This is a genomic window from Demequina sp. (assembly GCF_016278775.1).
Classification (GTDB): Bacteria; Actinomycetota; Actinomycetes; order Actinomycetales; family Demequinaceae; genus Demequina.
Genome location: NZ_JADQBF010000073.1, coordinates 1 through 24,944, shown reverse-complemented (window position 1 = coordinate 24,944; position 24,944 = coordinate 1). Strand labels below are relative to the sequence as shown.

General features: G+C 66.7%; 20 protein-coding genes, 3 tRNA genes, 1 other RNA gene and 2 pseudogenes. 16 read left to right on the top strand and 10 right to left on the bottom strand.

What is annotated here, in order from left to right; translation table 11 throughout:
* Positions 1 to 13 precede the first annotated feature (13 nt).
* Both QZZ33_RS08740 and QZZ33_RS08735 read left to right on the top strand, forming a co-directional pair.
* Positions 14 to 87 (top strand) — tRNA-Pro (locus QZZ33_RS08740).
* A gap of 211 nt (positions 88 to 298) precedes the next feature.
* On the top strand, positions 299 to 1,513 hold the full coding sequence (locus QZZ33_RS08735) for an ROK family transcriptional regulator (RefSeq protein ID WP_291379445.1): 1,215 nt from the start codon (positions 299 to 301) through the stop codon (positions 1,511 to 1,513).
* 4 nt (positions 1,514 to 1,517) lie between these two features.
* On the opposite strand, the gene QZZ33_RS08730 is transcribed toward QZZ33_RS08735, so the two are convergent.
* Entirely contained in the window at positions 1,518 to 2,564 is a 1,047-nt protein-coding gene (locus QZZ33_RS08730) for an aspartate-semialdehyde dehydrogenase (RefSeq protein WP_291379443.1), read from the bottom strand.
* Entirely contained in the window at positions 2,561 to 3,829 is a 1,269-nt protein-coding gene (locus QZZ33_RS08725; RefSeq protein WP_291379441.1) for an aspartate kinase, read from the bottom strand. The genes QZZ33_RS08730 and QZZ33_RS08725 overlap by 4 nt, the downstream gene beginning before the upstream one ends.
* 128 nt (positions 3,830 to 3,957) lie before the next feature.
* Between QZZ33_RS08725 and QZZ33_RS08720 the strand changes: the two genes are divergently transcribed.
* From QZZ33_RS08720 to QZZ33_RS08710, 3 genes are read left to right on the top strand one after another with little or no spacing between them, the layout of a single operon-like run.
* Entirely contained in the window at positions 3,958 to 5,502 is a 1,545-nt protein-coding gene (locus QZZ33_RS08720; protein ID WP_291379439.1) for a carboxylesterase family protein, read from the top strand.
* Positions 5,503 to 5,507: 5 nt separating this feature from the next.
* Positions 5,508 to 6,446 carry an ABC transporter ATP-binding protein gene (locus QZZ33_RS08715; RefSeq protein WP_291379437.1) on the top strand — a complete coding sequence of 313 codons (939 nt, stop codon included), beginning with the start codon at positions 5,508 to 5,510 and terminating at the stop codon, positions 6,444 to 6,446.
* Positions 6,443 to 7,630 carry an ABC transporter permease subunit gene (locus QZZ33_RS08710; protein WP_291379435.1) on the top strand — a complete coding sequence of 396 codons (1,188 nt, stop codon included), beginning with the start codon at positions 6,443 to 6,445 and terminating at the stop codon, positions 7,628 to 7,630. Before QZZ33_RS08715 ends, QZZ33_RS08710 begins: the two co-directional genes overlap by 4 nt.
* Positions 7,631 to 7,677: 47 nt before the next feature.
* Here QZZ33_RS08710 and recR read toward each other — a convergent pair whose 3' ends face one another.
* From recR to QZZ33_RS08695, 3 genes and pseudogenes are all read right to left on the bottom strand, one after another.
* Entirely contained in the window at positions 7,678 to 8,274 is a 597-nt protein-coding gene (gene recR / locus QZZ33_RS08705) for a recombination mediator RecR (protein WP_291379433.1), read from the bottom strand.
* A gap of 36 nt (positions 8,275 to 8,310) precedes the next feature.
* Positions 8,311 to 8,719 (bottom strand): annotated as a pseudogene (locus QZZ33_RS08700) (VOC family protein).
* An 85-nt stretch (positions 8,720 to 8,804) separates the two neighbouring features.
* Positions 8,805 to 10,658, bottom strand: a complete 1,854-nt coding sequence (locus tag QZZ33_RS08695; protein ID WP_291379431.1) for a DNA polymerase III subunit gamma and tau — start codon at positions 10,656 to 10,658, stop codon at positions 8,805 to 8,807.
* A gap of 120 nt (positions 10,659 to 10,778) precedes the next feature.
* Here QZZ33_RS08695 and QZZ33_RS08690 point away from each other — a divergent pair, with 120 nt between their 5' ends.
* From QZZ33_RS08690 to QZZ33_RS08680, 3 genes are read left to right on the top strand one after another with little or no spacing between them, the layout of a single operon-like run.
* Positions 10,779 to 11,741 (top strand): ABC transporter ATP-binding protein, encoded by a 963-nt coding sequence (locus tag QZZ33_RS08690; RefSeq protein ID WP_291379429.1) that lies wholly within the window; start codon positions 10,779 to 10,781, stop codon positions 11,739 to 11,741.
* Positions 11,725 to 12,498: an ABC transporter permease gene (locus QZZ33_RS08685; protein WP_291379427.1), complete on the top strand. Its 774-nt coding sequence runs from the start codon at positions 11,725 to 11,727 to the stop codon at positions 12,496 to 12,498. The genes QZZ33_RS08690 and QZZ33_RS08685 overlap by 17 nt, the downstream gene beginning before the upstream one ends.
* Positions 12,499 to 12,505: 7 nt before the next feature.
* Entirely contained in the window at positions 12,506 to 13,171 is a 666-nt protein-coding gene (locus QZZ33_RS08680) for a TetR family transcriptional regulator (protein WP_291379425.1), read from the top strand.
* A gap of 36 nt (positions 13,172 to 13,207) precedes the next feature.
* Here the strand turns inward: QZZ33_RS08680 and ffs are convergent.
* Positions 13,208 to 13,304: signal recognition particle sRNA small type (ffs, locus tag QZZ33_RS08675), an RNA gene on the bottom strand.
* An 81-nt stretch (positions 13,305 to 13,385) separates the two neighbouring features.
* Between ffs and QZZ33_RS08670 the strand changes: the two genes are divergently transcribed.
* From QZZ33_RS08670 to QZZ33_RS08660, 3 genes are all read left to right on the top strand, one after another.
* Positions 13,386 to 13,473, top strand: a tRNA-Ser gene (locus QZZ33_RS08670).
* A gap of 31 nt (positions 13,474 to 13,504) precedes the next feature.
* Positions 13,505 to 14,227 carry a LytR C-terminal domain-containing protein gene (locus QZZ33_RS08665; protein WP_291379423.1) on the top strand — a complete coding sequence of 241 codons (723 nt, stop codon included), beginning with the start codon at positions 13,505 to 13,507 and terminating at the stop codon, positions 14,225 to 14,227.
* A gap of 2 nt (positions 14,228 to 14,229) precedes the next feature.
* On the top strand, positions 14,230 to 14,499 hold the full coding sequence (locus tag QZZ33_RS08660) for a DUF4190 domain-containing protein (protein ID WP_291379421.1): 270 nt from the start codon (positions 14,230 to 14,232) through the stop codon (positions 14,497 to 14,499).
* A 78-nt stretch (positions 14,500 to 14,577) separates the two neighbouring features.
* Here the strand turns inward: QZZ33_RS08660 and QZZ33_RS08655 are convergent.
* Together QZZ33_RS08655 and QZZ33_RS08650 are read right to left on the bottom strand one after the other, a co-directional pair.
* Positions 14,578 to 14,667: transfer RNA gene (locus tag QZZ33_RS08655), tRNA-Ser, on the bottom strand.
* Positions 14,668 to 14,752: 85 nt separating this feature from the next.
* Positions 14,753 to 15,202, bottom strand: a complete 450-nt coding sequence (locus tag QZZ33_RS08650; protein WP_291379419.1) for a nucleoside deaminase — start codon at positions 15,200 to 15,202, stop codon at positions 14,753 to 14,755.
* A 72-nt stretch (positions 15,203 to 15,274) separates the two neighbouring features.
* Between QZZ33_RS08650 and upp the strand changes: the two genes are divergently transcribed.
* Positions 15,275 to 15,910, top strand: coding sequence for a uracil phosphoribosyltransferase (upp, locus tag QZZ33_RS08645; RefSeq protein WP_291379417.1), 636 nt, complete (start codon positions 15,275 to 15,277; stop codon positions 15,908 to 15,910).
* Here upp and QZZ33_RS08640 read toward each other — a convergent pair whose 3' ends face one another.
* On the bottom strand, positions 15,911 to 16,438 hold the full coding sequence (locus QZZ33_RS08640) for a hypothetical protein (RefSeq protein ID WP_291379415.1): 528 nt from the start codon (positions 16,436 to 16,438) through the stop codon (positions 15,911 to 15,913).
* A gap of 487 nt (positions 16,439 to 16,925) precedes the next feature.
* Here QZZ33_RS08640 and QZZ33_RS08635 point away from each other — a divergent pair, with 487 nt between their 5' ends.
* The 4 genes from QZZ33_RS08635 (at position 16,926) to QZZ33_RS08620 (ending at position 22,908) form a co-directional block, all read left to right on the top strand.
* Positions 16,926 to 19,781 (top strand): ribonucleoside-diphosphate reductase subunit alpha, encoded by a 2,856-nt coding sequence (locus tag QZZ33_RS08635; protein WP_291379447.1) that lies wholly within the window; start codon positions 16,926 to 16,928, stop codon positions 19,779 to 19,781.
* 38 nt (positions 19,782 to 19,819) lie between these two features.
* Complete coding sequence (locus tag QZZ33_RS08630) at positions 19,820 to 20,806, top strand: ribonucleotide-diphosphate reductase subunit beta (protein WP_291379413.1); 987 nt, start codon at positions 19,820 to 19,822, stop codon at positions 20,804 to 20,806.
* A gap of 169 nt (positions 20,807 to 20,975) precedes the next feature.
* On the top strand, positions 20,976 to 22,235 hold the full coding sequence (locus QZZ33_RS08625; RefSeq protein WP_291379410.1) for a multidrug effflux MFS transporter: 1,260 nt from the start codon (positions 20,976 to 20,978) through the stop codon (positions 22,233 to 22,235).
* Positions 22,236 to 22,299: 64 nt separating this feature from the next.
* A complete protein-coding gene (locus tag QZZ33_RS08620; RefSeq protein ID WP_291379408.1) occupies positions 22,300 to 22,908 on the top strand; it encodes a DJ-1/PfpI family protein in 609 nt (202 codons plus the stop codon).
* 38 nt (positions 22,909 to 22,946) lie between these two features.
* On the opposite strand, the pseudogene QZZ33_RS08615 reads toward QZZ33_RS08620, so the two are convergent.
* Positions 22,947 to 24,944 (bottom strand): annotated as a pseudogene (locus QZZ33_RS08615) (hypothetical protein); the annotation flags it as partial.

The following is a 24,944-nucleotide window of genomic DNA, read 5'->3' as shown; positions in this document are numbered from 1 at the left end:
GGCAGGCTTTTCACGGGGTGTGGCGCAGTTTGGTAGCGCGCGTCGTTCGGGACGACGAGGTCGCAGGTTCAAATCCTGTCACCCCGACGAAGTGAGAGAGCAGACGAAGAGGACCAGCCCAAGGGCTGGCCCTCTTCGCTCTGCGAACGAACGAGGAGGGGTTGACCGGAGCGCCGCAGGCGCGGAGGGAACACCCCGACGACGCCGGTGACGTGATGGTCGCCCTTGCCCTGAGGCTCTGCGTCGGTATGCTGAATCCCACAACAAACCCAAAGACGGGACAGTTATGGGTGACGAAGTGTCAGACCGCACGGTCCGCGGCAGTCGCAACGAGGAGACGCGTCGGCGCAATCTCTCGCTCGTGCTGAGCGCCGTTCATGCCGGTGGTGAATTGACGCGCTCCGACCTCACTCGCCTTTCGGGCCTCAATCGCTCTACGGTGGGCGCGCTCGTGGGAGACCTCGTGAGCGCTGGACTGGTGGTCGAGGCGGAACCGCGCGCCACGCACCAGGCGGGTCGCCCAAGCCCCGTGGTGCGCCCCAGCTCGGACGTCGTGGCCGTGAGCGTCAATCCTGATGTGGCGGGCGTCGTCTGCGCCGTCGTGGGCCTGGGGGGCGAGGTGCGGTTGCGCGAGACCATCCTGACGCCAGAGCACCTGACTCCAGAAGACACCGCACTGTTGACCAAGGACTTCCTCGAGAAGGTGTCGAAGGAGTTCCCCTCCACCACCCGGGTGGTGGGCGTCGGCGTCGCGATCCCCGGCATCGTCGACGAGCAGCGCAACACCGTGAGGGAGGCTCCCCACCTCAAGTGGCGCGACGTGCCGTTGGTGTCGTTGATAGAGGAAGAGGTCACGCTGCCGGTGCGCATGGCGAATGACGCCACCTTGGGAGTGATGGCCGAGTCGATGTTTGGCGCGGGCGCAGGGTTCGACGATGTGGTGTATCTCAACGGTTCGGTGTCTGGGCTTGGCGGCGGGGTGGTGTCTGGCGGACACCTCGTGAAGGGGGTGCGCGGTTTCGGAGCGGAGCTGGGTCACATCCTCATCAACCCTCAGGGCGCCGTGTGTGCTTGCGGGCGACTGGGCTGCCTTGAGACCGAGGTCAACATCCAGAGAATCTGGGCCGTGTCAGGCGAGGGCCAGGTGGGAATCGATGATCTCGATCACCTTTATGCGCAGCGCGCCTCCGCCGCACTCAACACGGAACTTGACCGCCAGGCGGACGCTTTGGCCGCCGGCATCGCGTCCCTGCTCAACATCTTCGCGCCGGCCAGGGTGATCTTGGGTGGGCACGTGGGCGCGCTCTTTGAGGCGCGAAGCGATCGCATCCACGAGGGCGTCACGGCTCAAGCCCTCGCACCGGTTGGTGAAGAGGCATCGCTGGTGCGCAACGTGCTGCGTGAGCGGATGGTGCCGATCGGGTCGGCGCAGTTGGCCTTCGGACCGCTCCTCGCAGACCCCGTCAACACTTCGCTGTTCGAGTGGGGCTCTCGCGCCGCCGTCGCGAACTAATGCCCTAGAGACGCGCGGCGATCAGTTCGGCCAGCTGGACGGCGTTGAGCGCAGCACCCTTGCGAAGGTTGTCGCCTGAGACAAACAGCGCGAGCCCGCGATCCCCTGGGACTCCGGGGTCTTGCCGAATGCGTCCCACCAGGCTGACGTCGCCGCCAGCTGCCTTGAGCGCGGTCGGAACCTCATCCACCCGCACGCCCGGTGCGCTTTCCAAGAGCGCATAGGCCTGCGAGGGGGTGAGCGGCGACTCGAATTCGGCGTTGATCGACAGGGAGTGGCCGGTGAACACGGGAACACGCACGCACGTGCCCGACACGAGCAAGTCAGGCAGACCGAGGATCTTGCGAGACTCGTCGCGAAGCTTGCGCTCCTCGCCCGTCTCGTTGGAGCCGTCGTCGAGCACGGTGCCAGCCATGGGCACCACGTTGTAGGCGATCGGGTCGGTGTAGACGACTGGCGCGGGGATCTCCACCGCAGAGCCGTCGTGGACCAGCTTGGTCGCGTCCGCAGAGGCCCCCTTGATCTGGCCGTCGAGCTCGCGCACACCGGCAAGCCCTGAGCCAGACACGGCCTGGTAGCTCGAGATGATGAGTCGAGTCAGGCCTGCCTCGGCGTGAAGCGCCTTCAGTACCGGCATGGCGGCCATGGTGGTGCAGTTGGGGTTGGCGACGATGCCCTTGGGGATCGAGTTGAGGTCTTCCGGATTGACCTCGCTCACCACGAGTGGCACGTCGGGATCCATCCGCCAGGCAGAGGAGTTGTCGATGACGATCGCGCCCGCGGCGGCGAACAGTGGCGAGTACTCGGCGGAGGGGCCGCCGCCAGCGGAGAAGAGGGCGATGTGGATGCCCGAGTAGTCGCCGCTCGCGATGTCCTCCACCACCACGTCGCGGCCCAGGTGCGGCAGCGTCGTGCCGGCCGAGCGCGAAGACGCGAAGAAGCGCACCGACGCCGCGGGGAAACGTTCGGCAACGAGTTGGCGCATGACCGCGCCCACCTGGCCGGTCGCGCCCACCACGGCGAGGGTCAGATCAGAGGCTGCAACGGTCATCGGCCGGAACCTCCGTAGACGACGGCCTCGCCTTGGGCGGAGTCGAGACCAAAGGCGCTGTGGATGGCACGCACGGCAGTGTCGAGCATCTCGGCCCTCGTGACCACGGAGATGCGGATGTCGGAGGTGGAGATCATCTCGATGTTGACGCCCGCGTCGCGCAGCGCCGCGAAGAATCGCGCGGAGACTCCGGAGTTGGAACGCATGCCAGCGCCGATCAGCGAGACCTTGCCAATGGCGTCGTCCGTCACCAGGTCGGCGTAGCCAATGGTCTCCTTGTCCGCCGCGATGGCCGCCGTCGCCTCGGCGAGGGAGTCCATGGGTAGCGTGAAGGAGATGTCCGTGACTCCCGTCACCACTGCGGAGACGTTCTGGACGATCATGTCGATATTGACGTCGGCGCGCGCCACCGCCTCGAACAGGCGGGCGGCGGATCCGGGCACGTCCGGAACCCCGATGACCGTGATCTTGGCCTCGGAGCGATCGTGAGCCACACCGGCGATGATGGCATTTTCCATGGTGTCTCCTTCAGTCTCGCCCACAACCCACGTGCCTTCAAGGCCGGAGAAGGACGAGCGGACGTGGATGGGCACGTTGAAGCGGCGTGCGTACTCGACGCAGCGGGGCATCAGCACCTTTGCGCCTGACGCCGCCATGTCGAGCATCTCTTCAAACGTGATGCGGTCAAGTTTGCGGGCGGAGGGCACCACGCGCGGGTCCGCCGAGAACACGCCGTCGACGTCGGTGTAGATCTCGCACACGTCCGCCTCGAGGGCGGCCGCGAGCGCCACCGCGGTGGTGTCTGAGCCGCCTCGCCCCAGCGTCTGGATGTCTTGGCTCTCTTGGTTGTAGCCCTGGAACCCGGCCACGATGGTGACGTCGCCCGCGTCGAGCGCATCCCGCAGGCGGCCGGGGCTCACTTCAATGATGCGGGCACGGCCGTACGCCCCTGCGGTGATGACGCCCGCCTGCGGGCCGGTGAAGGACTGCGCCGACTGGCCGAGGTCGCGCACCGCCATGGCGAGGAGCGACATCGAGATCCGCTCGCCAGCGGTGAGAAGGATGTCCATCTCGCGCGGGTGCTCTGTACTGGAGATGGCGTTGGCGAGGTCGATCAGCTCGTCCGTCGTGTCGCCCATGGCGGAGACGGTGACCACCACGTCGTGCCCCGCGCGCTTCGTCTCGACGATGCGACGGGCGACGCGCTTGATGGCGTCGGCATCCGCGACGGAGGATCCTCCGTACTTCTGCACCACGAGAGACATTGCACTACTCCGATTGTTGCCGCCGATGCGCCTGCACAGGCGCGCGACCAGTGTAGTGGGAGTGCCCAGGGACGATGCGCGGGACGCGGTGGGTGGCGCGGACCGGCTCCGGCAGATACGTTCGCTGGATGAGCCACGGACAGCAGGCAGCGACGGGGCCGGAAGTCGCCACGGCGTCCGGGCGAGTGCGCGGCGCCTGGCGCTACCACGTGAGCGCCGACGCAACGGTGAGCACGCATGCGGTGTTTCGGGGTATCCCGTTTGCCGCGCCTCCCGTGGGGCCGTTGCGCTTCGCCGCTCCCGCGCCGCCAGCGCCATGGGAAGGAACGCGGGACGCGGTCGCGTATGGCCCCACGGCCCAACGCATGACGCCGTATGCGTTCCCCCGCATCCCGGAGCCGTCCGTCCCCGGCGACGACATCCTGACGGTCAATGTGACCACACCGGACCCCGCCGTCGGCGCGAACCTGCCCGTCCTCGTGTGGATTCATGGGGGTGGCTTCGAGGGCGGCTCCCCGGCAAGCCCGTGGTACGAGGGCGGCGCGTTCGCCCGCGACGGCGTGGTGGTCGTGACGCTTGCTTACCGACTTGCCTTCGAGGGCTTCGGCTGGATCGACGGCGGCGTGAACAACCGGGCCGTCCGCGACTGGCTGGCGGGTCTGGAGTGGGTGCAGGAGAACGTCTCGGCGTTCGGTGGAGACCCCGCGCGGGTGACCATCGGTGGCCAGAGCGCAGGCGGTGCGGCGGCGCTGCGCCTGCTCACCATGCCCGTGGCCCGGTCGTTGTTCTCAGGGGTGCTCGCCATCTCGCCTCCAGACGCGTCCATCACGGTCGAGCAGGCGCGAGAGGCAAGTGGTCGCGTGGCCCGCGCAGTCGGGGCGCCTCAGCCTTCCTTGGCCGCATTTGAAGCCGTCGATCATGACGCCCTGTGGGAGGCGCGCGAAGCGTCGTCGCCGCCACCGCAGTCAGCGGACGACATCCTCACTGGCGGCACGCTGATGCTGGCCCCAGTGATCGACGGAGATCTCATCCCTGACACGGCGGCGCAGGCGCTCGTCGACGGGGTGGGGTCAGACAAGACGCTGTTCATGGGGTCAACGGCGCACGAGTTCAGACACCTGGTCGGTGAGGTGCGGTCCGCTGTGGGAGACGGGCCTGCGCAAGAGGTTTTGGAGCGCAACGGACTACCCGCGGAGCTGGCAGCAGAGTTGGTGGCCCGCGAAGGGGGCAGAGGCGCAGCGTGGGTACTCGGGATGGCCATCTCTGACGCGATCTTTCGGGCGCCGGTGGCTGGCCTGGCGTCGCTGCGCGCGAGCGCCACCGCGCCCACGTGGGTCTACGACTTTCGCTGGGAATCGCGCTCGCCGTCGATCGACGGTGCCGCGCACTGCGTCGATGTGCCTTTCGGCTTCGACATCCTGGGTGGGGCCGGCGTCGACCAGCTCACTGGCCGGGCGCCGCAATCCCTCGCCGATGCGGTGCACGCCGACTGGTTGTCCCTGGTCACGGACGGCAAGATCGACGCGCCACCTCACCGTGACGGCTACGCCACCATCGTCTATGGCGACGACGGCCGCCGGATCGTGACCCCCGGCTACCGGATCGAGCGCAAGTTGTGGGAGGTCATCCACGGGCGAGTCCCTCCGCCCGAACCAACGATTGCCGTACGTTGACCGCTATGAGTGATGTGACGACGATGGCAGCAGCTCTTGAGGCGGCCAGCGTACGCAGGGCCTTCGGATCGGTCCAGGCCGTCGTCAACGCGAGCCTGTCGGTCCAGCCTGGGTCGGTGACCGCGCTGATCGGCCCCAACGGTTGCGGCAAGACCACCCTGATGCTCATGCTCGCCGGGCTGCTCCGGCCCGACGGCGGCGAGGTGCGGGTCGGCGGGATCAGCCCCGGTGCCAGCCCCAAGGCGGCGCGCACCGCGGTGGGGTGGATGCCGGACGTGCTCGGCACGTGGGAGTCGCTCACGTGCAGGGAAACGCTCGCCACGTTCGCAAGGGCCTACGGACTCACGCCAGCCGACGCCGATGCCAGGGCCTTCTCGCTGCTGGAGCGGGTCCACCTGGCAGACCTTGCCGAGCAACCAGCCCGCGTGCTCAGCCGCGGCCAGAAGCAGCGACTTTCGCTCGCCAGGGCACTCGTGAACGACCCACCGGTGCTGATTCTCGATGAGCCAGCCTCCGGCCTGGACCCCCGCTCGCGCGTCGAGCTGCGCGACCTGGTGCGTCAGTTGGGCGTCGAGGGCAAGGCGGTGCTCGTCTCCTCTCACGTACTCGCGGAGCTCGACGAGATGGTCGACGACGCCGTCTTCATGTCCAAGGGAGTGACATTGGGAGAGGCGGCCGACGCCGAGGTCGCGAGGGCGCGCACCCGCTGGCGCCTCGTCGCCGTCGAGGGCGACCTGGCGGGAGCTCTCGCTCGCGCGTCGCGCGATTTCACCGTCGAGCAAGTGCCGCTGGGTTCCGCTGCGGTGGTGAGCGTTGCCGACGACGCGGATGCGGCCGCGCTCGTGGCCGTTCTTGTGGGCGATGGGATCAAGGTGGCGCGCATCGCGCCCGTGGGATCCGCGCTTGAACAGGCGTACCTGACCATGGAGACGGAGCGGCGATGACCACCACCTCACAGACTCCTGCGCCCGGGGCCGTGCCGTCGGCGTCGCGGTGGGAGCCGTGGCGCGTCTCCCTGTCAGGCGTCCGCCTGGTCGCGGAGTTGGAACTACGCCAGCGCGTCCGCTCCACCAAGTGGAAGTGGGCGCTCGCGTCCGTGGCCGTGCTCATCGGCGGAGTGACCTTTCTGGTGTGGGGTGCCACCCACGCCTTGGGCTCCGACTCGTCTGGCGCGCCAGGCGACCTGGTCTTCGGGCTCGTCGTGTTCTTCGTGCTGTTCTTGGGGCTGGTCGTGTCGCCTACCCTCTCGGCCACGTCGATCAACGGCGACGTGCGCGATGGCACGATGGCGCCTCTCCAAGCCACCGCCCTGTCCGCAGCGGACATCGTGCTGGGCAAACTGCTGGCCTCCTGGGCTGCGTCGCTCGCCTTCCTAGTGGTGGCGCTCCCGTTCATCGTGATCGCCTACTTCGACGGCCGCATGCCTGCCCTAGCGATGCTCACTGTCATGGCCGTGTTGGCCCTCGAGCTACTGGTGGTGTGCGCGATCGGCCTGGGATGGTCGGCGCTTACCGCCCGCACCCCTGCGTCGGCCGTGCTGACCTACACGACCGTTGCCGTGCTGGTGGCCGTCCTGCCCATCCTGTTTGGGCTGCTGTCCGTCACCTTCACAGAAGAGGTCGAAGTGACGTACTCCAGCAGGGAGTACATCTACTACGAGGGCGACTACTTTGAAGAGCCCGACCCAGACGATCTGCCCGCCGACGCTCAACAGGACGCCGGTGGAAGCTACTTCGTGTGTCGCGACTACACGTACACGGAGAACCGTCCCCGCACCGACCGCTTGTGGTGGCTACTCGCGGTGAACCCGTACGTGATCGTGGCCGACTCCGCGCCCAGCCCGGCGACCCTAGACGACAACTACTACTACGGCGACGAGGGCATCCTGAGCGGCCTCAAGCAGGCGGTGCGCGAGGCGCGGGTGGGCCCCACCGCCTCCTACGACGAGTGCGACTATGAACTGACGTATGAGGAGGAACAACGACGCGCCCGCATCGATGCGTTGCCGCCGGTGTGGCCGTGGGGTCTGGCCGCCCAGGCGTTGCTCGCGGCTGGTGGCGTGGCGCTGGGCGTGCGCCGCCTGTCCGTGCCGTACGGAAAGCTTCCTACCGGCTCGCGGGTGGCGTAGCGGCCCGACCTCGTCCGGGGCCACCCGGGGCACCCGGGCCACCCTCCTTAAGAGACTGTGCGTCGGCCCTCGAACGCGCGGCCAAGAGTGACCTCGTCGGCGTACTCCAGGTCTCCGCCCACCGGCAGCCCAGAGGCGAGGCGCGACACCGTGATGCCGATCGGCGCCAGCATGCGCGTCAGGTACGTGGCAGTCGCCTCGCCCTCGATATTCGGGTCGGTCGCGATGATGACCTCTTGAACCTTGCCGTCGCCCAAGCGAGTCAGCAGCTCGCGGATGCGAAGGTCGTCAGGGCCTACGCCGTTCATGGGATCGATGGCGCCGCCCAGCACGTGGTACTTGCCCCTGAACTCGCGAGTGCGCTCGATCGCGACCACGTCCTTGGGTTCCTCGACCACGCACAGCGTTTCGTCGGAGCGGCGGGTGTCGGCACAAATGCGGCACAGTTCGGCCTCGGCAACGTTGCCGCAGATGTCGCAGAAGCGCACCTTCGCCTTGACCGTGGTGATGGACTCCGCGAGCCTGGCCACGTCGGTGGCGTCGGTGCTCAGCAAGTGGAAGGCGATGCGTTGGGCGCTCTTGGGGCCAATGCCGGGCAGTCGCCCGAGTTCATCGATGAGGTCCTGCACTGCGCCGTCATACATGGGCTCCAGCGTAAGCGCCTCGCGGCAGTGCGCGGGTCAGGCGCGACTGAGCTGTTGTGCGAGCATCACGATGATTCCGCTAGGGCCGCGAATGTAGGCGAGCCTGTAGAGGTCTTGGTACGTCGCCACGCCTCGAAGCGGAAGGCATCCGTGTCGTGCGGCGATCGCCAGTGCCTCGTCGATGTCATCGACGGAGAACGCGACGCGGTGCATCCCGATCTGGTTGGGGCGAGTGGGCTCCGTCTCGATTGCTTCGGGATGGATGTATTCGAAGAGTTCAAGGAGGCCGTGACCGTCGGGTGTTTGGAGCATCGCAATGTTGGCTTGGTTGCCATCAAGCCCGACGGCGGTGTCGGTCCACTCACCACTGACGGTTCCTGCCGACCACCGTCAGACCGAGATCGGTGAAGAACGGGATCGTAGCCTCAAGGTCGCGAACGGCGATGCCGACGTTTTCAAGCTGATGGGCATGTGATCGATGCTACCGGCCGCCCGTACGCGCCTCGCGGCAGTGCGCGGGTCAGGCGCGACTAGCGGTTGTCGTCGTCGACGACGGTGCCGCCCAGCATCGAGGCAATCACGTCGGCTCCTGACAGGTGCGATGTGGGGGAGGAGGCGTCGTCGTCTGCGATGTCTTCGTCGTCCGCAGGAGCCTCGTGGGGCACAGGCGGCTGCTGCGCCGACTCATCGGAGGTCGCTTGCGGTGCCGCTGTCGACGCGGCGGTCGCTGGGGCGGTTCCTGCCTGCGCAGGGCCCACCACCGGCTCGACGCGCACGTGCAGGCCCAGGGTCTCCCGCACGGCGAGCGCGAGGTTCTCTGAGTGTGGTCCCGCGCCAAATCGCGACGCGAGGGCAGGGTTGTCGAAAGCGATCTTCAGCACGCCGGCCTCGACGGACGCGACCTGTGCGCTCTGGCTGACCATGGCCCACGTGACGCGGCGGCGTTCCAAGGTGCCGAGCACCTCTGGCCAGCGCCTGCGCACCAACTCGGAGTCGGCTGGTCCACCCGCGACGTCGCCGGTGGGCGCTCGCACGGGTTCTTCCGCTGAGTCCTTCGCTACGGGCGCAGGGCTGACCGACGCTTGCGGGACACCCTCTGTGGGGGTCGCGGGCTGCTCCGGCGTGGCCGGGCGTTCGGGGGCGCTCTCGCGTGCGGCGGCGACTGCGGCGCGAGCGGAAGCCAATCCAGAGGCATCGGAGCGGCCCTCGCTCCGGGCTTGCGGCTCGGCGGCGGGGGTCTGGGTTGGCACAGGCGCGGCGGCTCGGGTCGGCGCACCGGTCGCGGTGTCGGCGGCGATGAGTCGCGCGCACAGCAACTCGAGGTGGAGCCGGGGAGATGTGGCGCCGATCATGGCGGTGAGGGCGTCGTTCACCAGATCACCGGAGCGCGAGGCGCGGCCGAGCCCCAGGCGCCGCGCCTGGTCAACCATTCGCTCCTGTTGGTCCTCGGACGCGACCGCCAGGGCCTGCGCCCCAGAGGTGCCGGAAGCGGCCAGCACGATGAGGTCGCGAAGGCGTTCCAAGAGGTCCTCCACGAATCGGCGCGGCTCGTGGCCGGTCTCCACCACGCGCCCCACCACGGAGAACAAAGAGGAGCCGTCGGCTGCGGCAATCGCGTCTACCGCGTCGTCAAGAAGCGTGGCGTCGGTGAAGCCGAGCAGCGAGATGGCCCGCTCATAACTGACGCCGCTGTCGTCGGAGCCCGCGATCAACTGGTCCAGGACTGACAGGGAGTCCCTCACGGAGCCGCCGCCAGCGCGCACGACGAGCGGAAGCACGCCGTCGGCGATGTCGACGCCTTCAGCCCCGGCCAACTGCGCGAGGTAGTCGGTCAGTACCGCTGGCGGAACCAAACGGAATGGGTAGTGATGCGTGCGGGAACGGATGGTGCCGATCACCTTGTCTGGCTCCGTGGTGGCGAAGACGAAGCGCACGTGCGGGGGAGGTTCCTCCACCAACTTGAGCAGCGCGTTGAAACCCTGGGTGGTGACCATGTGGGCCTCATCCAGGATGAAGATCTTGTACCGATCCCTGGCTGGCGCGAAGGCCGCGCGTTCACGCAACTCCCTGGCATCGTCCACGCCGTTGTGCGAGGCCGCGTCGATCTCGACGACGTCGACGGAGCCGGAGCCCCCGCGCGCCAACTCGACGCAGGAGTCGCACGTGCCGCACGGGGTATCCGTAGGCCCTTCGGCGCAGTTGAGGCAGCGAGCCAGGATGCGGGCCGACGTGGTCTTGCCGCAGCCGCGCGGGCCGGAAAAGAGGTAGGCGTGCGCGACCCTGTCTGCACGCAAGGCCTGCATGAGGGGCGCCGTGACGTGCTCTTGTCCCACCACGTCGGCGAAGGTGTCGGGGCGATAGCGGCGATACAGGGCGGTACTCACAGGCACGAGCCTAGCCCGCGGGGCCGACGTCGGGGCCAGGAGTTGCGCGGACGGCACCATCGGCGTACGGTTCTACAACGTAGAAGACTTCTACAGTGTAGAATCAGGAAAGGGACGACGATGCTCGTCATCGAGGATGTGAGCAAGAGCTACGGCCAGACGCCGGTGCTGGACGGCGTGAACCTCGCGGTACCCGCCGGGCGGATCATGGGACTCATAGGTTCCAACGGCGCAGGCAAGACCACTCTCATCTCCATCGCGGCGGGTCTCATCACCGCCGACGCTGGCACGGTGCGCGTGGGAGAGGGCCGCAGCGCGAGTGTCGACGTTGCGAGCGACCGGCGCCGCGCCGCGGGGCTCGTCGGCCTCGCCCCGCAGGAACTTGGTGTCTACCCGATGCTCTCGGTACGGCAGAACCTGGTGACCTTTGCGGAGCTTGCTGGAATGGGCAAGCGGGCCACGCGCGAGCGTGTCGATGCGGTGGTCGACGCTCTCGATCTCGCGCCGCAACTCGCGCAGCGCGCGGACACGCTCTCTGGCGGGCAGGCCCGCAGGCTCCACACCGCGATGGCGCTCATGCATCGGCCAGCCGTCCTGTTCCTCGACGAGCCCACCGTGGGGGCCGACGTGGCCGCGCGCGGGGCCATTCTTGATGTGGTCAAGGAGCTTGCTCGCGAAGGAGCGTCCGTCATTTACACCACGCACTACTTGGGCGAGGTGAGCGACCTCGGTGCAGACGTGGCGATACTGCACGGCGGGAGCATCCTGCTTACCGGCTCGGTCAAGGAAGTGGTGGACGCACACGCGGCACCCTCCGTCAGCGTCGTCACCGCGGGGGTACCGCCCTCGTTGCCCGGTTGGCGGCCGTCGCCGCTGGAGGGCGGGCACACTCGCTGGGACGCTCCAGTCGAATCCCGCACAGCCAATCCGACCGCGGTGCTCGCCGACGCGCTTTCCCGGCTTGGCGCAGGCACCACCCTCGAGGCGGTCGACGTCACTCCCGCCTCGCTCGAGTCCGCGTTCCTGGCCGTGACCGGCCAGCGTCTCTCGGCAGAGGAGGTCCCCGATGTCGCCCACGCGTAGCATCGCCATCGCCCGGACCACCGCCCGGCTCGTCATCAAGGACCCCTCCGTGACGATCATCATGATCGTGATGCCGCTGATCTTCGTCGGGTTTCTGAAACCCTCGCTCGAGGCTCAACTCCAGCAACAGGGCTACGCGGGAGTCTCTGGTGCGCAGGCAGGAGTGCCTGGCCTCGCCGTCATGTTCGCGTTCCTGTCGATACAGACCGTGTGCATGATCTTCTTCAGGGAGCACTTCTGGGGCACGTGGCAGCGGGTCCGCGCGGCGGGCGCCACCGGCGGCGAGTTGGTGATCGGCAAGGCGGGCCCGCTCGTGATCGTCATCCTCGCCCAGATGGCGGTGGTCTTTGCCGCGAGCGCCTGGCTCTTCGACTATCGCGTCACCGGCTCCATGCTGGCGCTCGGGTTGCTCCTCACCGGCATTGCCTTGTCAGTCGTCTCCATGGGAGTGCTCGTGGTGGCGCTACTCAAGACTCTCGACCAAGCCATGGTGGTGGGCAACATGTCAGGAATGGTGATGGCGGGATTCGGGGGCGCTCTTGCTCCCACGTCGACGCTCCCGGCGTGGGCGCAGTCGATTGCCCAGGTCACCCCCACCTACTGGGGGATCGAGGGTCTGCGCGAGGTGGGGCTCGACGGCGCACAAGTGGCAGACATACTGCCGGCGCTGGGCGTCATGGGGGTGTTCACCGCAACCTGCGTGGCAATCGCGGCCATGAGGTTCCAGCCCACCGACACTAAAGTGGGCAGCACGTGAGGTGACCATGGCAGACACAGGCACGAGCGATCGACCGACCCGACCAGCGCTCAACAGGGAGCACATTGTCGCGGCCGCGCGAGGCCTCATCGACAAGGTCGGCCTCGACGCGTTCACCATGCGCACGTTGGGCCGCGAGCTCGGCGTGGATCCCATGGCGGTGTACCACTACTTCCCCAACAAGGCCGCGTTGTTTGATGCCGTAGTAGAACTCACGTACATGGACATCGAGTTGAAACAGTCTCCAGACGCCCCCTGGGACGAGGCAGTCTTCACCTTTGCCTCGACCATGCGCACCTCGATGCGCGCCCACCCCCACGTGTTGCCGCTCGTGGCGACAAGACCGGTCAACACCGCTCCAGTAGGGCTCGTCATCGAGGCCGCGGCGGCGCGCCTCGTAAGCGCGGGAGCGGCGCCTCGCGATGCGCTCGGCATCGTCAACTGCATCGCAGCGTTCGTGATCGGCCACCTCATGGCCGACGTGGTCGAGCCCATCGGCGGCCCAGAGGCTCCGTCCCCAGGCCCCGAGCTCTTCGAGCGCACGGACATGCCCACGCTCATGGCCGCGATCGCCGCCGGCTGGACATGGGATGCAGATCGGACCTTTGAACTCGGCCTCAGCGCGATGATCGCCGGGTTCGGAGCGAAGTACGGCCTCGCCGACGCCGATTGACAGGAGCGCAGGGCGGCGTCCGTCGTCGCCTGGACGTGAAAGGACCCCCCACGCACCCGCCAGAGCCCGCTTACCCTTGCTTCATTCCTGACCTGGGGGAGTTGGGCGAGGTAACGCCGCGTGAGGGGTCGCCACCAGTGTACCGGCGTGGGCGCGCGGAGCCCATCCCGCTGGTTCGCCGACCTCGCGCCGCTCGGGTAACATGCTGGGGCCTGGAGGATTCGCCTAGTGGCCTATGGCGCACGCTTGGAAAGCGTGTTGGGTGCAAGCCCTCGGGGGTTCGAATCCCCCATCCTCCGCCAACTGACCCGTCCGAACTAGAAGTAGGTGGCTGTGTCGTCTCGCTCTCGCTCATTGCGCACGCGGCGCGAGGTGGTGCGCCGTCACCGCAGGGAACGCCAGTTTCTGGTGTTCGGCCTGCTGGTCGGGCTACTCGCGACCGTTACCGTGATTGCGTACGCGATCTATCAGGGGCGCGTCAACTCGCCCATCACCTATGCTTTCGTGACGCCGCCGCCGGACTTTGAATCAAGCATCAAGTGGCCGTGTGCGCCGCTCAATGAGGGCAATGACGAGAACTTCCCGATGGAGCCCAGCCAGGTGACCGTGCGCGTACTGAACGGCACCGACAAGCAAGGACTCGCTGGCAGCACCCTGGAAGTGCTCATGGGCCGCGGCTACGTGCCGGCGGCTTCGGGCGCCGCCACCAACTGGAACCGTACGTACAGCGAGTACGCCCGGATCCAGTTTGGGGAGGAGGGCCTGCGCCAGGCCTACACCGTGGCGGCCAACTTTCCCGAATACGTGATGGTGCTGGACAACCGCGAGGGCGCTGTCATCGACATCATTCTGGGTGAGTTGTTCGAGACCAACCAGATTCGGCCCCAGTACGCGCCGGAACTCGACCCAGGTGTGGAGTTGTCGGCACCCGTGCAGTGTCTGCCGATCGACTTGGTGCCCAGGGAGCCCGCGCCGCGCATCATTCCGGTTGACCCGTTGGCCCCGATCGTGACGCCGAGCCCGTCTGTCACGCCCTCACCCCCACCGGCGGCATAGCAGTGGACGTCCCTGCGAACCAGCGCACCAACCGCTCCGCCACCCTGGCGCTCGTGGCGTCGTTCCTTGGATTGGCGTTGATTCTGCCGATCGTCGGCTCCGTCATTGGCATTGTTGTGGGTGGGCGCGCCATGGACACCATCGAGAAGACGGGCGAAAAGGGCGGCGGCGCTGCGCAAGCGGCCGTGGTCTTTGGGTGGTTCGGCATCATCGAAGTGGCGATCGGGCTCGGGGTCGTGGCGGTCATCGTCTTCTCGGCCGCCAACTCCTAGCCAAAGCGTTCCCGGCTCACCAGACTGATTCCGAACTGCAACGGCCCGATCCCCCAGAGGGGACCGGGCCATTGCGCGTGGCGGTGCCGGTGGGATTTGAACCCACGGTGGACTCTCGCCCACACACGCTTTCGAGGCGTGCTCCTTAGGCCGCTCGGACACGGCACCGCCGACAAGGATACCGACCGAACCGATGCCCTCCAAACCAGTGCGCCTGACCGCACACGCCGCGGCGGTCCCCCAAGAGTCCGCGCTAACGGCGATCCGTGAAGAACGCGGTCAAGAGCTCAGCCGCTGCGTTGGCCTCGATGCCAGCGATCACCTCGACCTTCGCCGCCAGCCGAGCGTCCCGCACGATGTCCCATTGGCTACCGGTGGCACCCGCTTTGGGGTCCCACGCGCCGATCACCAGGCGAGGAATCCGCGCGGCCAGGAGGGCGCCCGCGCACATCACACACGGCTCGAGCGTCACCACCAGCGTGTGTCCCTCGAGGTGCCACGTGCCAGCATCGGAGGCTGCCTGCCTCAGCGCCAGCACCTCGGCGTGTGCGGTGGGGTCAGAGTCGGCCTCGCGGCGGTTGTGTCCCCGGCCCACCACCACGCCTGAAGGCGACACGACAACGGCACCAACGGGGACGTCGTCGTGCTCCAGGGCCTCTCGGGCCTCGGCGAGTGCCTCCCGCATTGCCGCAGCATCGTCCATGGGCGCCACGCTAGCCCAATCGCCCCTGCCAGTGACCGTTGCGAGGCCCTCAGGAGCGGTACGGTGATGCTCATGGATCTTCACGTCGCGAATCATCCGCTCATTGACCACAAGGTCACGGTATTGCGGGACAAGACCACCCCTTCACCGACGTTCCGGCTGCTGGTGGACGAGCTGGTCACCCTGCTGGCGTACGAGGCGACGCGTCACGTGCGCGTGGAAGAGCGCGCCGTCACCACACCCCTGACCACCACGACAGGTACCCGCATCGCCAATCCCGCGCCGCTCATCGTGCCCATCTTGCGGGCGGGACTGGGAATGCTCGACGGGATGACGCGTCTGCTGCCAAGCGCCGAGGTGGGATTCCTGGGGCTCAAGCGCGACGAGCAGACCCTGGAGGCCGTCACCTACGCCAACAGGCTGCCGGAGGACCTCACCGGACGCCAGGTATTCATTCTTGACCCGATGTTGGCGACGGGAGGGTCCCTCGTGGCTGCTATCGACTACGTGCTCGAGCGCGGTGCCACCGACGTCACATGCGTGTGCCTGCTCGCCGCCCCAGAGGGCATCGATCACGTGCGCGAGCACGTGGGTGACTCCGCCGACGTCAACATCGTGGTCGCGTGTGTCGACGAGAAGCTCAATGAGGTCGGCTACATCGTTCCGGGGCTGGGTGACGCTGGCGACCGTCTCTACGGCCTGGTGTAACTACTGGGTGGTGCACTCCGCGATGTAGGAGTCGTTGACGCGCTGCTGCGCGGCGGGCTGCTCGGCGATGAGCGCGCTGGCCTCTTCGCTCGACTGGAGGGCGGAAGTCTGGTCGACGAGACTTCCGTAAGAGGGTGCTGTCTCGGCAATCTGTCCCAGCCCCACCACGTAGAGCGTCCAGTAGTCCGACAGGGTCTCGACGTCTGGAGCCGTGCCAGCGGGGGCGAGCGTGGCGGCCTCGTCCAACGCGGCGGCGTAGTCGGTGGCTGCGGATGCCGTCTCTGTGCCAGCGGCATGGAGCGTGTCGATCGCTCCCTCCGGCGATCCCGCGCTCATCTCGTCCATCGTGGTGAACAGGCTTTCGAGCGCTTCGACTGCAGGCGGCGCAACCGTCGCAGCTGCGGCCATGGCGTCGCAGAAGTTCTTCGCAGGCTCCGGCTGGGCTGACGGGTCATCGTTGCTACCGGACGACGCGCAGGCAGACAGGAGTAGGACGGAGGTGGCGGCGAGGGCCAAGACGCTTTTCACGGGATCAGTGTGACGGGTGAGCGCGGTTGTGGCAAAACCCACGCCGACGCTGATCGCGTGTCAGACCCCGCTGAGACACTTGCAAGGTAGTTGTCCACCGCGGGTGCAGAGTTTCGAACAGGGTGCGGCCTCCGGTGTGGAGGACACGCCGTGTTGTCCACAGCTTGTTCACACTCGCCTGGGGATGACCACTATATCTAGGGGCACTCAAGCAAATCGACCCCTATATGTTGTTGCGTACCCTCGTTTTTCGAGTTACTCTCGAACCCAACGCTCGGGCCGGTCGTGGGCGACCACGACCCCCATGACCAGCCCGAGCGAATGTCCCACAAGCGTCTCGTCCGGCGACCCACCGTCGGCACAGCCATCGGACCTTCGGGTCTTCTGTCCCCAAAGGAGCATCGTGACGATCACGGAGAACAATGCGGCCGACGTCAAGGGTGACGTCGCTCAAGCAGTGGCTGAAGTCAACCCCAGCCGCTCGGGTATCCACGTCACCAAGCGCGACGGCACTCGCGAGCCATACAACGCTGATCGCATCAACAAGGCGATCGAACGCGCGGCCGTTGGCCTGCCAGACCAGATCTCCATCACCACTCAGGTGGCCTCCGAGTTGGCCATCACGCTGTTCGACGGCATCACGACCGAGCAATTGGACGAGGCCGCCATCAGCGTGGCAGTGCAGAACGTCAAGGACGACCCGCACTTCGACACAGTTGCTGCGCGGCTCCTGCGCAAGGTGATTTACAAGCGCGTCTTGGGCGGCTACGACAGCGAACTCGAGTTGGCCCTGCTGCACCAGGCTCGCTTCCCCGGCTACATCCGTGACGCCGTCGAGGAGGGACTGCTGGACCAGCGCCTGGTCTCGCACTTCGACCTCGACGCCCTTGCCGCCGCGATCGATCACCGCCGTGACGACCTCATGAAGTACATCGGTACGGTCACGATGCGCAACCGCTACATGATCACCGACCGCCACGGCAAGAGCCTTGAGGTGCCCCAGTACTTCTGGATGCGCGTCTGCATGGGCCTGTCCCTCAATGAGGCCAACTCAACCGAGATGGCCCTCAAGTTCTACGAGAAGATCTCGAGCCTCGACTACTTGCCCGCCGGCTCCACTCTCGTCAACGCCGGTACGTCATACCCACAGCTGTCCAACTGCTTTGTGATGCAGATGGAAGACGACATGGAGCACATCGCCAAGACGGTGGGCGACGTCATGTGGCTCACCAAGGGCACCGGCGGCATCGGCCTGTCGGTCACCAAGCTGCGCTCAGAGGGCTCGCCCATCAAGTCGAACAACACCACCTCGACGGGCCCCATCCCCTTCATGCACACGATCGACTCGACGCTGCGCGCCGTGTCCCGCGGAGGCAAGAAGTTCGGCGCCCTGTGCTTCTACATGGAGAACTGGCACCTGGACTTCCACCAGTTCCTTGACCTGCGCCAGAACTCCGGAGACCCCTACCGGCGCACCCGCACCGCCAACACGGCCGTGTGGATCTCCGACGAGTTCATGAAGCGCGTGGCGGCGAACGATGACTGGTACCTGTTCGACCCGGCGGAGACCCCCGACCTGGTGGAATTGGTGGGCTCCGAGTTCTCCAAGCGCTACGCCGAGTACGTGGCGATGGCGGAGGCCGGCAAGATCCGCAACTTCAAGAAGATGCGCGCCCGCGAACAGTACAAGTCGATCCTGATCTCCCTGCAGGCCTCGTCGCACCCGTGGCTGACGTGGAAGGACACCATCAACAACCGTGCCCTGAACACCAACACGGGCACCATTCACCTGTCCAACCTGTGCACCGAGATCTGCCTGCCGCAGGACCGCGAGAACATCGCCGTCTGCAACCTGGCCTCTGTGAATCTCTCCACGCACCTGGTGGACGGTCAGATCGACTGGAAGCGCATGGAGACCTCGGTGCGCCTCGCAGTGCGTCAGCTCGACAACCTGGTCGACATCACACTGTCCTCCGTCCCCGAGTCCGAGCACGCGAACCGCCAGAACCGCGCGATCGGCTTGGGTGTCATGGGCTTCACCGACGTCACCGAGCGGCTCGGCATGGCGTACGAGTCGGAGGAGTCCTACGACCTCATCGACCAGATCGTCGAGTTCGTGTCGTTCCACGCGATCGACGAATCGGCCGACCTGGCCCGCGAGCGCGGTTCCTACGACAACTTCGAGGGCTCCGGTTGGTCTAAGGGGCTCGTACCCTTCGACACGATCGACATCGCAGAGGCCGACCGCGGCGTGCCGATCACTGTCAACCGCACCACCCGTCAGGACTGGGACTCGCTGCGCGACAAGGTCAAGGGCGGAATCCGCAACGCCACCCTCATGGCCGTCGCGCCCACCGCGTCGATCGGGCTCGTTGCCGGCACCACGCCGGGCTTTGACCCCCAGTTCTCGCAGATCTTCTCCCGCGCCACCTCGTCAGGCAAGTTCCTCGAGGTCAACCGCAACCTGGTGAAGGACCTTCAGGACCTGGGCCTGTGGGAAGACGTCAAGGACGAACTGCTGGCCGTCCAGGGGGACCTCTCGCAGATCGACTCGGTGCCAGAGCACCTCAAGGAGGTCTACAAGACCTCCTTCCAACTCAGCCCGTACGCCTTCATCGAGGTGGCGGCGCGCGCCCAGAAGTGGATCGACCAGGCCATCAGCAGGAACATCTACCTCGAGGACCGCGACGTCGAACGGATGATGGACCTGTACGCGGCCGCATGGGAGCGTGGCGTCAAGACCACGTACTACCTGCACATGAAGCCCCGCCACACGGCCGAGCAGTCCACCGTGCGCGTCAACAAGACCGAGAAGATCAACTCGACCGGCTCTGCCAACGGTCGTGGCAAGGCAGCTTCCGGGCCAGCCAAGAAGGGCTTCGGGGGCTTTGGCGGGGCCAAGAAGAAGGGCTTTGGTGCCGCGACCGCGACGGCCGACGCTGTGGTGGAGTCCGATGGCGCGGTCGACGAGGTCGAGGCGCCCACGGCGCCCCAAGCCGCGGCACCTGCACCCGCATCGTCACGACCCATCGCCCAGGCACCCGCAGCTGTCATGGCAGCCCTTGCCAACGAGGCCTTTGCGCCGGCTCCTACCCAGCAGCCAGCGGTTCCGCCATCGGCGTTGCCGGGGCCTGCAGTCGAGCCGACCGCAACCGGCGAGGTGGCCGAGGTTGCCTCCGATGCTGCCGACGACGGCTATGACGCTGCGGCCCCCGAGGGCGCGACCGTGCTTGAGGTGGTCGATTCAGCCACGACGACGGTAGACGGTGACACTGAGGTTGTGGACGGCGTGGCGTGCCCCGTAGACCCGATGGAGCGACTCCAGTGCGAGTCGTGCCAGTAGTCCGCTTCCCCGACCACGCAGACCAGAAGGAGTAACTCATGGGAATCCTCGGCACCGGCATTCAGGACGGACTGCTGCTCAAGCCCGTCACCTACCCATGGGCAATGGAGTTGTACGACCAGGCCGTTGCCAACACGTGGTTCCCCAACGAGATCCAACTCGGAGAGGACCTCGCGGACTTCAAGAAGATGACGGACGAAGAGCGCCACGCCATCACGTTCCTCATGTCGTACTTCAACCCCAACGAGCTGCTCGTCAACAAGGCGCTCGCCTTTGGCGTCTACCCGTACATCAACGCTCCCGAGTGCCACCTCTACCTGGCGAAGCAGATGTGGGAAGAGGCGAACCACTGCATGTCGTTCGAGTACGTCCTCGAGACGTTCCCGATTGATCGCGAGCAGGCCTACGACTCCCACGTGACCGTGCCCTCCATGGCGGCCAAGGAAGAGTTCGAGGTCAAGTTCATCAAGCGGATGACGGAGGAGACCCTCGACATCACCACCACAGAGGGCAAGAAGGACTTTGTCCGCAACCTCGTGGCCTACAACATCATCCTCGAGGGCATCTGGTTCTACTCGGGCTTCATGGTGGCGCTGAGCTTCCGCCAGCGCAACCTGCTGCGCAACTTCGGCTCGCTCATGGACTGGGTGATCCGCGACGAGTCACTTCACCTGCAGTTCGGCATCAACCTCATCCTCACCGTGCTTGAAGAGAACGAGGACCTCCAAGAGGAGGAGTTTGCCAACGAGATCCGGCAAATGATCATCGGGGCTGTGGAGATGGAAGAGGCGTACAACCGCGCACTTCTGCCGACCGGCATCCTCGGGCTCAACGCCGACTACGTCAACCAGTACGTCAAGTATCTGGCTGACCGCCGTCTCGAAGAGCTGGGCTTTGACCCGCACTACAACGTGTCGAACCCCGCCAAGTGGATGGCCACAGCGAACGACACCCTGCAGTTGGTGAACTTCTTCGAGGCCACCAACACCTCGTACGAGGTGAATGCGCAGGCCACCAAGAAGTAGGGGTAGGTTCCGCGCGACTGGCACTGGCGCGACACGCCGCAGGTGGAATAGCCTGGGCCACGAAACGTTTCGACTATCGCGGCTTCCGCCGCACCCTTCCCTCGACGACGCGGGCGCCAACCCGTGCGTCCCGTCGCGCATCGACTCTTGTCTGGAGGCAGCGCGCTTCATGACTGCGCCCACTACCGTCGCCGACGCCACCTCCACAGCGCACGCCAACTACGGCGACACCCTTACCCGGTCCCAGCGGCTCACCTACGTGCTGATGCTGGGCGCTCTCGTGGCGCTCGGGCCCTTCACGATCGACCTGTACCTGCCCGCATTTCCGTCTGTTGCGGCGGATCTGGCCACCTCCTCCGCGGCGATCCAACTCACGCTGACCGCGACCACCATCGGGTTTGGGCTCGGTCAGTTGATCGTGGGGCCGCTGTCTGATGCGATGGGGCGCCGGCGACCCCTACTCGTGGCGACGTCGGTCCACATCGTGGCGAGCATCGGCGTGGCAATGGCGCCCACTGTGGAGTGGGTCATGGTGGGGCGCGTCGTGCAAGGAATGGGCGCGGCGGGCGGCGCGGTGGTGGCCATGGCTGTGGTGCGAGACCTCTTTGGGGGCCAACGCCTCATCAGAATGCTGTCGCGTCTCGCGCTTGTCATGGGCTTCGCTCCGGTGCTCGCCCCAGTGATCGGTTCCCAGCTGCTTCGCTTCGTCGAGTGGCGTGGAGTGTTCGTGTTCTTGGCGGCGTACGGACTGCTCGTCACCGTGGTGGCTGGCTTCATCCTCGTGGAGACGCTCCCACGCGAGCGCCGCGGACGATTCTCCTCCGCCACGATCGCGCGACGCTACCGGCGCCTGATCAAGGACCCCGCCTTCGTCGGTATCGCGGTGGTGGGCGCGGCGACCTTCACGGCGCTGTTCGCGTACCTGACGGCGTCGTCCTTTGTGCTCCAGGAGGTCTTCGGCCTGTCGGCACAGGAGTTTGGCTTGGTGTTCGGCATCAACTCGATAGGGCTCGTGGCAAGTACCCAGATCTCGGCGCGACTCATGCGTCGCGTGGCACCGCGAGTCGTCACCGCCGCGGGGCTCGGCGTGATGACGACAGGCGCCCTGGCGCTGCTCGTTGCCGCCCTGTTTGACTTCGGGCTACTCGGGGTGATCATCCCGCTGTTCTTTGTGGTGGCGCCTGCGGGGCTTGTCATGCCAACGGTCCAAGTGATGGCCCTTGCGGATCACGCGTCTGAGGCGGGTACCGCAGCGTCGGTCGTCGGCGCGGCCAACATGGGAGTGGCGGGGGCGGTCTCGCCACTCGTCGGCGTCCTGGGCAACACTCCGACCGCGATGGCGGTGGTGATGCTCGGCGCTCTCGCGGTGGGCCAGGCGAGCTTGTGGTTCATTGTGAGGCGTCGCACCACGTCATCCGTCATCGTCTAGTCGCACGCGCGAAGGGTCCATGTCCCACCGCCGCGGCACCGTGCGCGCTGGGTAAGTTGGGCTCATGACACGACGCGTGGCGATACTGCTCTTTGACGGCTTTGACCTGATTGATGCGGGGGGACCCTACGAGGTGTTCCTCACCGCGTCCCGACTTGCCGAGCGCGACGGCCTTCCACCGCAGTACGAGGTGCTGCTGGTCAGTTCAGGCGGTGCCGACGCCGTGGCCTTCGGAGGCATGACGCTGACGAAGCTGCACGATGCCGCTGCGACAGGGAGGGTCGACATCGCCATCGTGCCGGGCACCGTCGACGTCGCTACGGCCGTCGCGGATTCGGCGCTCGCCGCCACCGTGGAAGGCTTGCTTGGTGCCAGCGACGTGATGGCCTCCGTGTGCACCGGCGCTTTCCTCCTGGCCGAGGCTGGGGCACTCGTGGGCAAGAGCGCCACCACCCACTGGGAGGACGTCGCCGAACTTGCTCAGACCGGCAAGGTGGGTGCGGCCCAGACTGGGGTTCGCTGGGTGGACGAGGGCGAGATCGTGACGTCTGGCGGACTCACGTCGGGTATGCACATGGCCCTGCACCTGGTGGCTCGCGACCTTGGCGTGGATCACGCGTTGCGCACGGCCAGGCAACTCGACCTGCCGTGGAACCCTAACGGCGTTTCGTAGGCCGGTCACAGCCGAATACTGGCCGACGCCGCGGCGGGCTACTCGTCAGCGACGGTGACGGTGAGCGTGCTCAGCAGGAAGTTGTCGCCAGAGGTGCTCACGGTGACCTCATGGAGGCCCGAGGTCACGGGGTTGGGCCGGAAGAGTTTGGCGTCCACGCCGAGCGTGTTGCCGTACTTCCCACCGAAGGCGGTCGAATCCGCCGCGTTGTCTGTCTTGCCCTCCGTGGTGGTCGAGCCGTTCCACTGCAGCGGTGTGACCGCGACGTCATCGAGCCCGAGACTGTCGCCTCGGAGGCCACGGTCGGCTTCCCACGTCGTCCAGCCAATGGTGACGTTCGCGTCCGCCGACGTCGCGAACTGCACGTTCGCGTCCTTGTCGGAGGAGATCCATTGCGCGCCATCGAAGATCGCTACGCGGGAGTTGGTGAGCGAGGGGTCTTCGTAGACCACGGTGAGCGCGAAGCCCGCATAGTACGTCTTGTCACTGTCGTACATCCCGGCGGACATGGCAATGTCGGCGAGCGACCAGGTGCCTGCGAAGGCGTCGGCGGGGAGCAAATCGGTGACATCGAGACGCGAACGGTAGTACACACGACCGTCTGCGGGTGTTTCGACGACGCTGTCGGCGGTGACGTCCATGTAGGTCGAGGCGCCCGGAAGCATCAGCATGGCGGCGGACGTGTCACCTGAGAAGGAGCCGTCAACGTTCGAGCGGTTCGCCGACCACTCAAGCAAGGCGTACCGAACCTTCGCGCCTTCGGGCAGGACCAGTGTGGTCGAGGCTGAGTTCGACTCTCCACCCGCCTCGTTGAGGGGCTGCATGTGCCAACTGTTGTTGTTGTACGAGCCTTCGCCGTGGTCACCCTCGCTGGCATCCCCCGCATACGCCATGACGTCCACACATTTGGAGTCCGTCTGGTCGCAGCCGAGAAGCGTGGCGCCCACGTGGATGGCGGCCACCTGACCCTCGGTCGAGTAGTCAACGTCGACGCCGTCCTCGTCTTCTTCTTCCTCGAGGCCCGTCAGGACGCTGTACGTGACGTTCTGCTCGCCGGACGTGACGGAGAAGGACGTCCTTGCGTCGTCCGCGAGATCCCCGTTGACGTCCAGATCAAGTTTCAGTTCCGCATCGCCACCCGCACTCAGCGCGGGCAGTTCGCACGTCGCGGTGAGTGCGTCGTCGCTGAGCGCGCACTCCCAGTCGCCGATTGAGAAGGAGCCCTCTAGCGCGAAGCGCATGTAGGAGGCGAGGCGCGCCTCGATTCCAACGGCCAATGAGCCCGCTCCACCCACGGGCTCCGCGAAGGTCAAACCCGCTGGAAGGGTGATGGTGGCGGCAATGTCGTCCGCGTCAGCGTCGCCCGTGTTGGACAAGGCCATCCCGATAGCGGGAGCGGATCGCGGGATCTCCAGGTAGTCGAGGGGGGCCTTGCCGAGGGACAGGACGGCCGTCGGGGTGGTTCCGTCACCGGTATCGCCCGTGTCACCGGTATCGCCAGTATCGCCCGTGTCGCCGGTATCGCCCGTGTCGCCGGTGTCACCCGTGTCGCCGGTGTCACCCGTGTCGCCGGTATCGCCCGTGTCACCACCCGTGCCAACGGTGGATGCACCGCTAGCGCCGCCCGTCGAGCCGCCGGGCGCGCCGCCGCTCTGGCCCCCGGTCGGGGGAGTCACGGCGGGATCCTCTGCGGGCGGCGTGGTCTCGGGCGGTGCCTCGCCTTCGGGTTCGGCACTGGAGCCGCCGCCTGGGTCGCCAGTATCGGGATTGGTGACGCGGGTATCGGGAATCGTATTAGCGAGCGATTCGGGCGGGGGGCCGTCGTCGAACATGCCAAAGTAGCCCGCGCCAGCAACCGCAATCGCCGTCACGCCGACCACCGCTACGGCAGGGATGAGGAAGCTTCCCACGCCCGCCGCGACCCCCGACATTCCGGTGGTCGCAGAGGCGGTTGCCGTGGTCGCCGTCGTGCCCGCGCCGACCGTCGCAGTCCCGCCGCCAGCCAGCGAGGCGCTCGTCGCGCTCGATGATGTGGC

Bases quoted from the DNA above. Each gene is read 5' to 3' on its own strand.
- QZZ33_RS08685 (WP_291379427.1), top strand. From the start codon at position 11,725: ATGTCGCCCACGCGTAGCATCGCCATCGCCCGGACCACCGCCCGGCTC.
- QZZ33_RS08710 (WP_291379435.1), top strand. From the start codon at position 6,443: ATGACCACCACCTCACAGACTCCTGCGCCCGGGGCCGTGCCGTCGGCG.
- QZZ33_RS08630 (WP_291379413.1), top strand. From the start codon at position 19,820: ATGGGAATCCTCGGCACCGGCATTCAGGACGGACTGCTGCTCAAGCCC.
- QZZ33_RS08720 (WP_291379439.1), top strand. From the start codon at position 3,958: ATGAGCCACGGACAGCAGGCAGCGACGGGGCCGGAAGTCGCCACGGCG.
- QZZ33_RS08715 (WP_291379437.1), top strand. From the start codon at position 5,508: ATGAGTGATGTGACGACGATGGCAGCAGCTCTTGAGGCGGCCAGCGTA.
- QZZ33_RS08690 (WP_291379429.1), top strand. From the start codon at position 10,779: ATGCTCGTCATCGAGGATGTGAGCAAGAGCTACGGCCAGACGCCGGTG.
- upp (WP_291379417.1), top strand. From the start codon at position 15,275: ATGGATCTTCACGTCGCGAATCATCCGCTCATTGACCACAAGGTCACG.
- QZZ33_RS08730 (WP_291379443.1), bottom strand. From the start codon at position 2,564: ATGACCGTTGCAGCCTCTGATCTGACCCTCGCCGTGGTGGGCGCGACC.
- QZZ33_RS08725 (WP_291379441.1), bottom strand. From the start codon at position 3,829: ATGTCTCTCGTGGTGCAGAAGTACGGAGGATCCTCCGTCGCGGATGCC.
- QZZ33_RS08650 (WP_291379419.1), bottom strand. From the start codon at position 15,202: ATGGACGATGCTGCGGCAATGCGGGAGGCACTCGCCGAGGCCCGAGAG.
- QZZ33_RS08625 (WP_291379410.1), top strand. From the start codon at position 20,976: ATGACTGCGCCCACTACCGTCGCCGACGCCACCTCCACAGCGCACGCC.
- QZZ33_RS08680 (WP_291379425.1), top strand. From the start codon at position 12,506: ATGGCAGACACAGGCACGAGCGATCGACCGACCCGACCAGCGCTCAAC.
- recR (WP_291379433.1), bottom strand. From the start codon at position 8,274: ATGTATGACGGCGCAGTGCAGGACCTCATCGATGAACTCGGGCGACTG.
- QZZ33_RS08620 (WP_291379408.1), top strand. From the start codon at position 22,300: ATGACACGACGCGTGGCGATACTGCTCTTTGACGGCTTTGACCTGATT.